6 protein-coding genes and 1 pseudogene are annotated in these 9,455 nt (G+C 75.2%); 4 read left to right on the forward strand and 3 right to left on the reverse strand.

The features are described from left to right. Positions 1 to 156 precede the first annotated feature (156 nt). Positions 157 to 3,684 (forward strand): AAA family ATPase, encoded by a 3,528-nt coding sequence (locus ACWCSD_RS39820; protein WP_449922643.1) that lies wholly within the window; start codon positions 157 to 159, stop codon positions 3,682 to 3,684. A 28-nt stretch (positions 3,685 to 3,712) separates the two neighbouring features. On the opposite strand, the gene ACWCSD_RS39825 is transcribed toward ACWCSD_RS39820, so the two are convergent. Further along, complete coding sequence (locus ACWCSD_RS39825; protein WP_358285102.1) at positions 3,713 to 4,762, reverse strand: LacI family DNA-binding transcriptional regulator; 1,050 nt, start codon at positions 4,760 to 4,762, stop codon at positions 3,713 to 3,715. Between the two features lie 75 nt (positions 4,763 to 4,837). Here ACWCSD_RS39825 and ACWCSD_RS39830 point away from each other — a divergent pair, with 75 nt between their 5' ends. Continuing rightward, entirely contained in the window at positions 4,838 to 5,032 is a 195-nt protein-coding gene (locus ACWCSD_RS39830; protein WP_449922645.1) for a hypothetical protein, read from the forward strand. Between the two features lie 113 nt (positions 5,033 to 5,145). On the opposite strand, the gene ACWCSD_RS39835 is transcribed toward ACWCSD_RS39830, so the two are convergent. Further along, positions 5,146 to 5,772, reverse strand: coding sequence for an HAD family hydrolase (locus tag ACWCSD_RS39835; RefSeq protein WP_449922650.1), 627 nt, complete (start codon positions 5,770 to 5,772; stop codon positions 5,146 to 5,148). Between the two features lie 129 nt (positions 5,773 to 5,901). Here ACWCSD_RS39835 and ACWCSD_RS39840 point away from each other — a divergent pair, with 129 nt between their 5' ends. Next, positions 5,902 to 7,191 (forward strand): MFS transporter, encoded by a 1,290-nt coding sequence (locus ACWCSD_RS39840; protein WP_397163788.1) that lies wholly within the window; start codon positions 5,902 to 5,904, stop codon positions 7,189 to 7,191. 74 nt (positions 7,192 to 7,265) lie between these two features. Next, positions 7,266 to 8,582, forward strand: coding sequence for an NAD(P)/FAD-dependent oxidoreductase (locus ACWCSD_RS39845; RefSeq protein ID WP_449922648.1), 1,317 nt, complete (start codon positions 7,266 to 7,268; stop codon positions 8,580 to 8,582). 19 nt (positions 8,583 to 8,601) lie between these two features. Here the strand turns inward: ACWCSD_RS39845 and ACWCSD_RS39850 are convergent. Further along, a pseudogene (locus tag ACWCSD_RS39850) lies at positions 8,602 to 9,455 on the reverse strand (chromosome partitioning protein ParA); the annotation flags it as partial.

The raw sequence follows: 9,455 nt of genomic DNA on the forward strand, positions 1-9,455 counted from the left end.
CCCGCCGCCGGGCCGGTGCGGGTCAGCGGGCGGCCCGAGGCCGAGGTCGCCCTCGACTTCGTCCGCGAGGTGCGCGGCGAGCCCGCCGCGCCCGAGGAGGAAGAGCTGCTGAGACAGGCGGTCGAGGCGTCGCGGATGAAGGAGACGATGGCGTAGATGCGGCCGCACCTGCTCTCCCTCACGGCCTTCGGGTCCTTCCCCGGCACCGAGACGGTCGACTTCGACGCCCTCACCGAGGCGGGCCTGTTCCTCATCCACGGGCCCACCGGGGCGGGCAAGACCACGATCCTCGACGCGCTCTGCTTCGCCCTCTACGGCGTCGTGCCCGGCCAGCGCAACAGCGCCCGCAGCCTGCGCTGCGACCACGCGCCCGCCGGCGCCGGCCCTTCGGTGACGCTGGAGGTCACGATCCGGGGCCGTTCGCTGCGCATCCGGCGGTCGCCGTCGTGGCAGCGTCCCAAGTTGCGCGGCGCCGGGTTCACCGAGGAGAAGGCCAAGGTCATCGTCGAGGAGCGCCGCGGGGCCGCCTGGCAGGGGCTCACGACCCGGCTCGACGAGGCGGGCGACCTGGTGGGCGGGCTGCTCGGGATGAACGCCGAGCAGTTCTGCCAGGTGGTGATGTTGCCGCAGGGCGACTTCGCCAAGTTCCTGCGCGCCGACGGCGACGACCGCGCCCGGCTGCTGGAGCGGCTGTTCACCGTCAAGGTGTTCACCCAGGCCGAGGCGTGGCTGGCCGAGCGGCGGCGGACCACGGGGCGGGAGGAGCAGGAGCTGGGGCGCGAGGTCGCCTTCGCCGTCGAACGCCTGGAGGAGGCCGCCGGGCCCGTCCTCGCCTCCGCGCCGGACGGCGGTGCCGGGGACGGGGGTCTGCCGTCGGCGGCGGACGATCCGCTCGGATGGGCCGGCGCGTTGCTGGACGCGGCGCGGGCCGTCGTCCACCGATGCGAGGAGCGGCACGCCGCCGCGGGCGACGCCGTACGCGCGGCGCGGTCGCGCTTCGAGCAGGCCGCCGCCCTCGCCGACCGCCGCCGCCGCCACGCCGAGGCCCTGACCCTGCGCCGCACCCTCGACGAACGCGCCGACGAACGCGCCGACCTCCAGGCCGTCATCGACGACGCCGCCCGCGCCGACCGCGTGCTCCCGCTCATCACGGCCGCCGGGCAGCGCGCCGAGGCCGCCGCCAAGGCCCGCGCCATGGTCGCCGACGCCCTGGCCCGCGCCCGTCCCCTCCTCACCCGCCGATCCACGCCAGGCGTCGAGGGGCCGGCGAGCGGCGCGGAGCCGTCGGTGGAGGAGCTGGAGGGCCTGGAGCGGGAGCGCCGCGCCGAGCTGGCCCGGCTGTCCGAGCTGCTCACCGAGGAGGCCCGGCTGTCGGTCGTCCGGCGCGACCTGTCGCGGGTGGCGCAGGAGCTGGCCGAGCTGGTCAGCGCCGACGAGACCGCCGCCGCGCGGCTCGCCGTCCTGCCCGGCCTGATCGCCGACGCCGAGAACAGGCTGGCCGGCGCGCGGGTGGCCGCGGCGCGCATCCCGGCGGCCCAGGCCGTACGCGACGCCGCCGCCGACCTGATCGACGTCGACCGGGAGCTCGCCGCACTGGCCGGTGAGCTGGAGGCGCTGGCCCGGCGCGAGGCCGAGGTGGCGGCGGCCGAGGCCGAGCTGCCCGCCCGGCTGGCCGCGGCGGGCGCCGCCCTGGCCGAGGTGCGCGCCGAGGCGGCGGCCGTGCCGACCGCCGCCGCCCGTCTCGACGCCGCCCGTGCCGTCCTGGAGGCCGCCCACCGCCGCGACGCCCTGGCCGCCGAGCTGGAGTCGGCCGCCGCCGCCCACCAGGTGCTGGTGGACCGCGCCCAGGAGGCCCGCGAACGCTGGCTCGACCTGCGTCAGGCCAGGATCGACGGCATGGCGGCCGAGCTGGCCCGCGACCTGACCGACGGGCGTCCGTGCGCGGTCTGCGGCTCCGAGCACCACCCCGTGCCCGCCGCCGCGGCCCCCAGCGCGCCCTCGCCCGACGACGAGCGCGCCGCCGAGACCGCCCACGAGGCGGCCGCCGCCGACCGGGAGGCCGCCGAACGCGCTCTGGCCTCCATCGAGTCCCGGCTCGCCGACGCCTCGGAGGCCACCGAGGGGCTGTCCGCCGACACCGCGGCCGAACGCGTGCTCGCGACCGAGGAGGAACTGGCCCGGCTGCGGTCGATCGCCGACCGGGAGCCCGCCCTCGCCGACGCGCTCGACCGCCTCGAAGGCGACCGCGACCAGGTCCGCGACCGGGCCAGGGAGATCGCCGAGGCGCTCGCCGCCCACCACGCCCACCGCACCCGGCTCACCGCCGAACGCACCCGTCTGCACACCCGTCTCGCCCAGACCCTGCACCCCGAGACCCTCCTCTCCGAGCGCCCGCTCACGGCAGACGCCCTTCCTGAGCCCCCGGACGGGGTCGACGGGAGGCGGGTGCTGGCCGCGGCCGAGGAGGAGTTGCGGCGGCTGGCCGCGGTGGCGGCCAAGGAGGCGGGGCTGGCGGCCGAGGTGGCCGCGCTCGGCCGCGAACGTGCCGAGCTGGAGGAGCGCGGACGCCGCATCGCGGCGCGGGTGGCGGCCGGCCGTACCAGACATGAGGAGCTGAGCGCGGACGCCGGGCGGCTGGGGGCGCGGCTCGACGCGGCCCGGGGCGGCGACCTGACCCTGACGGCCCGCCTGTCCAGGCTGCACGACGAGGCCGAGCTGCTGCGCGAGGCGCTGGAGGCCACCGGGGCGGCGGTCGCGGCGGCCGCCGAGCTCGACGCCGCGGCCGAGGCGGCCGGGCGGGCGGCGGCCGAGGCGGGGTTCGCCGACGTGCGGGAGGCCGAGGAGGCGTACCGGAGCCCGGCCGAGCGGGAGGGCAAGGCGGAGCTGCTGCGGCGGCTCGACGACCAGCACGCCGCCGTCACCGCCCTGCTCGCCGACCCCGAGCTGATCGCCGCGGCCGCCGAGCCCGCGCCCGATCTGGCGGCCGCCGAGGCCGCCAGAGACGCGGCGGAGGAGTCGCACACCCGGCTGGCGAGCGAGCGCGACCGCGCGGCGGCCAGCGCCGCCCGCCTCGCCGAGCTGCGCGAGGAGCTGGCCGCGCGCATCGAGCGGTGGCGTCCCGCGGCCGAGCGGCACCGGCTGGCCGAACGCATGGCGGCGCTGGCCTCGGGCACGTCCGGCGACAACCAGTGGAACATGAGCCTGACGTCGTTCGTGCTGGGGGAGCGGCTCAGGCAGGTGGTCGACGCCGCCAACGAGCGCCTCGACCACATGTCGTCCGGCCGCTACCTGCTCCGGCACGACCTGCGCAAGACCGCCGGATCCCGGGCGCGGTCCGGCGGCGGCCTGGGCCTGAAGGTGGCCGACGCCTGGACCGGGGTCGACCGCGACCCGGCGACCCTGTCGGGCGGCGAGAGCTTCATCACCTCGCTCGCGCTCGCGCTCGGCCTGGCCGACGTGGTCACGGCGGAGGCGGGCGGCGCGGAGGTCGGCACGCTGTTCGTGGACGAGGGCTTCGGCACCCTCGACGAGGACACCCTCGACGACGTGCTCGACATCCTCGACGGGCTGCGCGACGGCGGACGCGCGGTCGGCATCGTCAGCCATGTCGGCGAGCTGCGCACCCGGATCCCCGTGCAGCTCAAGGTGGGCAAGACCCGCAGGGGGTCGACCCTGGTCAGCTAAGCGGTCAGCCCGGCGGTCAGCTGGGCGGTCAGCTGGGCGGCGGCGCGGTCGAGGCCCGCACGATCAGCTCGTACGGGAACAGCCGCCGCTCCGGCCGGGCCGCCGCCCCCGACAGCAGCAGCCGCCCGGCCGCCTCCCCGATCTCCTGCTTGGCCTGCCGGATCGTGGTGAGCCCCGCCTCCTGCGCCGCGCTGTCGGAGAACCCGACGACCGACAGCTCGCCCGGCACGTCGAGGCCCAGGTCGGCGGCGGCGTCGAGGACGCCGAGGGCGAGCACGTCGGTGTTGGTCAGGATCGCCGTGGGCCGGGGGTCCAGCCGCAGCAGCGCGTGGCCGGCCTTCCTGCCCGCCTCCCGCGAGTTCCTGGCGACCTCGTAGAAGGGCACGTCGTCCCAGTCGAGGCCGGCCTGCTCGCAGGCCGTCTGGTAGCCGCCGCGCCGGGCGCGCATCGCCGCGAACACCGCGCCCTCCTGGCGGGCGCGGTCGGCCCAGCCGGTGTGGCCGTCGTCGTGCAGGCCGACCATCGCCACCGCGACCCGCCGGTGCCCGAGGCCGAGCACGTGCGCGGCGGCGGCGGCTCCGGCGGCGGGTTCGTCGATGCCGACGAAGGGGTGGCCGGGCACGTACGGCTCGTCCACCACCACGACGGGCAGCTTCCTGGCCAGCACCTCGGCCAGCGCCGGATGGCCGTCGGGCAGCGAGACCACGCAGAACGCGTCGACCACCGCGTCGCGCACGGTGTCGCTGCGCCGGTCGCCGTGCGGCAGCGGCAGGATGAGCAGGCCCACGCCCGCCTCCTCGGCCGCCGTGGCGAGGCCCTGGAAGAACCCGAGGGCGTACGGGTCGGCGAAGGCGTAGGCCAGCGTCTCGCTGAACAGCAGGCCGAGCGCGCCGGCGCGGCCGAGCCGGAGCGAGCGCGCCGTCGGGTTGGGGCCCGCGTAGCCGAGCTCGTCGGCCACCTCCAGGATGCGCCGCCGCAGCCCGTCGCTGAGCTGGTCGGGCCGGGAGAAGGCGTACGACACGGTGGCGCGGGACACGCCGAGCCTGTCGGCGATCGTCTGCAGGGTGACCCTTGCCATCGTCCCACCGTATCGAACGGCCTTGCCGGTGCGTTCTTAATTGATTAAGCTCTTAATTGATTAAGGAGGAGAGACATGGATGCCATGCAGGTTCTCGCGCACCGGACGGCGATGGGGTTCCGCGACTCGCTCGACGCGGCCCTGCCGGGGGCGCCGCGCAGGCGGGATCCGGAGCGGGTGGCCGTACGGGCGCGGCTCGCACACTCCCTACGCCGCACCGCCGACCGCCTCGACCCCACCTGCCCCGCCACCCGCTACGGCGAACTGTGACCGCCCGCTTCTCGGTTTAGGAGGGGGCTCCCTCTGGGCCGGCTGGAGGGGCAGGGGCCGGTCGGGGCGGCGTAAGGGTCGGGGCTGGTCCCGGTGTCACGGGCAGGGTGGGGTCAGGGGAGGGTGGCTATCAGGTCGGGGATTGTGGTGGGGTCGTGGAAGAGGGTGGCGCCGAGGCCGGACAGGCGCGAAGGCGGCGTCAGGCCGCCCGCGAAGGCCAGGCAGCGCATCCCCGCGCTCATCGCCGCCCGCACCCCGAACGGGCTGTCCTCGATCACCACGCACCCCTCCGGCGCGGCCCCCATCGTCGCCGCGGCGTGCAGGAACAGGTCGGGGGCGGGCTTGCCGCGGGCGACGTCCTCGGCGCTGAAGACGCGGCCGTCGAACCGCCGGGCCAGGCCGGTGAGCTCCAGGCTGTTGCGGACGTTGGCGTGCCGGCCGTTGGAGGCCACGCAGTAGGGGATGTCCAGGCGGTCGAGGGCGGACTCGATGCCCTCGATGGCGCGCAGCTCGGCCTCCATCGCGGCCAGGTACTCCTGGGTGATCTGGTCGTGCCAGCCCGGGGGCGTCTCGCCGACCTGCTCGTCCCAGTACTCGTTGCTGCAGCCGACGAAGCGCTCGGCGTACTCGCTCTCGTCGATCATCCAGCCCAGGCGGCGCAGGGCGGCGGTGCCCACGCGCACCGAGATGCGCTCGCTGTCGACGAGTACCCCGTCACAGTCGAAGATGACCAGTTCCACGGCCAAGGTGCGGTCCTCTCAAAAGGCGACGTTTGCCGACGAATCTATCGGGCGGCTGTGTGACATTGCGCAGGTGGTAGCGTCGTTGTACCGCTTGACAAGATGTCAGTCCGGATAGTGAGACATGAAGTGAAGACTTCCCCCCGGGTCTCGGCGCCCAGCACGACCAGGATCGCCATGGCCAGCCTCATGGGCACCGCGATCGAGTTCTACGACTTCTACATCTACGGGACCGCCGCCGCGCTGGTGCTCAACACCGCGTTCTTCCCCGGCATGGACCCCGTGGCCGGCCGGCTGGCCGCGTTCTCGACGTTCGCGGTGGCGTTCGTCTCGCGTCCGCTCGGGTCGGCGGTGTTCGGTCACTGGGGCGACCGCGTCGGCCGCAAGTCGATGCTGGTCGTCTCGCTGCTGGTGATGGGCCTGTCCACGGTGGCGATCGGCCTGCTGCCGGGGTACGCGGCCATCGGCGTGGCCGCGCCCGTGCTGCTGGTGCTGCTGCGCTTCACCCAGGGCATCGGCCTCGGCGGCGAGTGGGGCGGCGCGGCGCTGCTGGCCACCGAGCACGCCCCGCCCGGCAGACGCGGCCTGTACGCGATGTTCCCCCAGCTCGGCCCCGCGGCCGGGTTCATCGTGGCCAACGGGCTGTTCCTGATCCTCGGCGAGACGCTGACCGACGAGCAGTTCGGCGGCTGGGGCTGGCGGCTGCCGTTCGTGGCCAGCCTGCTCCTCGTGGTCGTCGGCCTGTACGTGCGGCTGCGAATCTCCGAGACGCCGGTCTTCCGGGCCGCCCTCGACCAGCGCCGCATCGCCAAGGTGCCGTTCGCCGGGCTGATGCGCCACCACTGGCGGCGGGTGCTGCTCGCCGCCGGGGCGATGACCGTCGCCTACACGCTCTTCTACACCGCCACCACCTACTGCCTGTCCTACGGCACCGCCACCCTCGGCATCCCGAAGACCGCCATGCTGACCCTGACCATGGTCGGCGTGTTGTTCATGGCGGCGGGCACGGTCGTCTCGGCGGTGGTCAGCGACCGGCTGGGCCGCCGCCGCACCCTGCTCACCGGCACGGCCGTCGCCGTCGTGTGGGGGCTGGTGATGTTCCCGCTGATGGAGACCGGGTCGGTCGTCCTGGCCGGGGTGGCGCTGGCCGGCGCGCTCGGGCTGATGGGGCTGATCTTCGGGCCGATGGGGGCGTACCTGCCCGAGTTGTTCAGGACGGAGTTCCGCTACAGCGGCGCCTCGGTCGCCTACAGCCTCGGCGGCGTGCTGGGCGGGGCGGTGCCGCCGCTGGTCGCCACCAGCCTGCAGACCAGCGGCCTCGGCGTCATGGGCGTCGGCCTCTACGTCTCGGCGATGGCCCTGCTGAGCCTGCTCTGCCTGCTCGCCCTGCCGGAGACCGGCGACATCTCCCTGCGATGAACCGGGTTCTCCTGTCACATCCGCCGGGGCTGTCCCGTCCTCCTGGTGAAGAACCTGATGAGGAGGGGCGGACGATGAGCAAGCACATTCTGATCGTCGGCGGTGGATATGTCGGGATGTACGCGGCCCGCGGGCTGCGGCGGCTGATCCGGTCGGGCGAGGTGACGGTCACCGTGGTCGACCCGCGGGGGTACATGACGTACCAGCCGTTCCTGGCCGAGGCGGTCGGCGGGACGATCGAGCCCCGCCACGTCGTCGCCCCGCTCAACCGGGTGCTCAAGGGCGCGCGCGTGCTCACCGGCCACGTCATCCGGGTCGACCACGAGGCCCGCACCGCGCGGTTCCAGCCGGTCCAGGGTCCGGCCAGGACGCTCACGTACGACATCCTCGTGATGGCGGCCGGGTCGATCACCCGCGCGCTGCCCATCCCGGGGCTGGCCGAGCACGCGGTCGGGTTCAAGAGCCTCGGCGAGGCCGTGCACCTGCGCAACCACGTCCTGGCCCAGCTCGCCGCGGCCGCCTCGACCGACGACCCGCTGGTACGGCGCAGGGCGCTGACGTTCGTGGTGGTCGGCGGCGGGTTCTCGGGCGTCGAGGCGCTGGCCGAGATGCAGGGGCTGGCCGACGAGGCCCTGCGCTACCACGACGGGATCGAACCCGCCGACCTGAGCTGGACCCTGGTCGAGGCGACCGGCGGCATCCTGCCCGAACTCCACCCCGGCCTCGGCCGCTGGACCGTGGACGCGCTGCGCGCCCGCGGCGTGGACGTGCGGCTGGAGACCCGGCTGCACTCGGCCGAGGGCGGCGTGGCCCGGCTGTCGGACGGCACGTCGCTGGAGGCGGGGACGCTGGTGTGGGCGGCCGGCGGCCGGCCCAGCCCGCTCGCCGCCGACAGCGGGCTGCCCGTGGACGAGGCCGGACGGCTGCGGGCCACCGAATACCTGACGGTGGCCGGGCTGGCGGACGCGTTCACGGCCGGCGACGGCGCGGCGGTGCCCGACCTGACCCGTCCGGGCCGGTTCACCGCGCCCAACGCCCAGCACGCGGTGCGCCAGGCCAAGCTGCTCGCCCGCAACCTGGCGGCCCACGTCAGGGGCGGACGGCTGAAGGCGTACCGGCACGCGTACCTGGGGTCGGTGGCCGGGCTCGGCCACCACCAGGGCGTGGCGCAGGTGCACGCGATCCGGTTGACCGGGTTCCTGGGGTGGCTGGCGCACCGGGCGTACCACCTGGCTTGGGTGCCGACGTTCAACCACAAGGCGCGGGTACTGGCGGACTGGGGGCTGTCGATGGTGTTCCGGCGGGAGGCCGTGCAGCTCACGGCCGTCGAGCACGCGGGGGAGGACTTCCGCCGGGCCCTGGCGGCCGACGACCTCGGCCGCGCCGCCTGACCCGCCCTCCCCGCGCCCGCTACACCGGCTGCTCGACCGGCCGGCTGACCGGCTGGCCCCGGTCGACGTACGCGGCCAGCGCGCGCACCCGCTCGGCGTGCTGGTCGTGGCCGACGATCACCGGCGGCTCGTTGTACGGCATCGCGTCCGACGACCGCCGCAGCTTGACGTACTGGCCGCAGGCGTCGATCGCGTACGGCTCCATGTCGTCCTGGAGCGCGCCGATCACCGTGATGCCGTACGTCTCGCCGATCCGCCGGAACAGCGCGACCGCCTCCCTGCGGTGCTCCTTGCCCAGGTTGCGGCCGAGCTCGTCGAGCACCAGGCACAGATGGCCGCCGCCGGACGACGCGATGGCCGCCGCGCACACCAGCTTGACGGCCTTCTCGTCCATGAGCGCGGTGTTGGCCCGCCGGTTGTACGGCACGAACCCCTGCCCCTCGCCCCGACGCCACTTCGGCGTCACCCGCCACTGCCAGCGCTGCTCGGGGTCGGCGGGCGCGGGCGGCACCGGGAACTCCAGCGTCGCGCCGTAGCCGCCGTAGGAGGTGTCGAGCTTCTCGAACTCCTCGGCCACCCGCGTCAGCCTCGCCTTGATCGCCGCCGTCAGCGCCGCCCGGTGGACGGCCGTGGACTGCGCCGCCTCCTCCGCGCCCCGGGCCGCCGCCGCCAGGTCGCGCTGCCGGGTGACGACCTGCGCCTCGATCTGCCGCCGCTGGTGCTTCTCGTACTCCTCCTGGCCGCGCAGGTAGGAGGCCAGCGACCCGCACACCGCCGCGAACGTCGCCTGCTCGCGCGCCGTGCTGCCGCCCCGCTCCGACAGCAGGAACGCCAGCTCCTCCGGGATCTCGGCGTCCTCCTCGGGGAAGGTGT

Source organism: Nonomuraea sp. NPDC001684 (genome assembly GCF_053596515.1).

What these genes read in the sequence shown, in the direction of transcription:
- ACWCSD_RS39825 (WP_358285102.1), bottom strand. Translation starts at nt 4,762, where the DNA reads ATGGCAAGGGTCACCCTGCAGACGATCGCCGACAGGCTCGGCGTGTCC.
- ACWCSD_RS39820 (WP_449922643.1), top strand. Translation starts at nt 157, where the DNA reads ATGCGGCCGCACCTGCTCTCCCTCACGGCCTTCGGGTCCTTCCCCGGC.
- ACWCSD_RS39845 (WP_449922648.1), top strand. Translation starts at nt 7,266, where the DNA reads ATGAGCAAGCACATTCTGATCGTCGGCGGTGGATATGTCGGGATGTAC.
- ACWCSD_RS39830 (WP_449922645.1), top strand. Translation starts at nt 4,838, where the DNA reads ATGGATGCCATGCAGGTTCTCGCGCACCGGACGGCGATGGGGTTCCGC.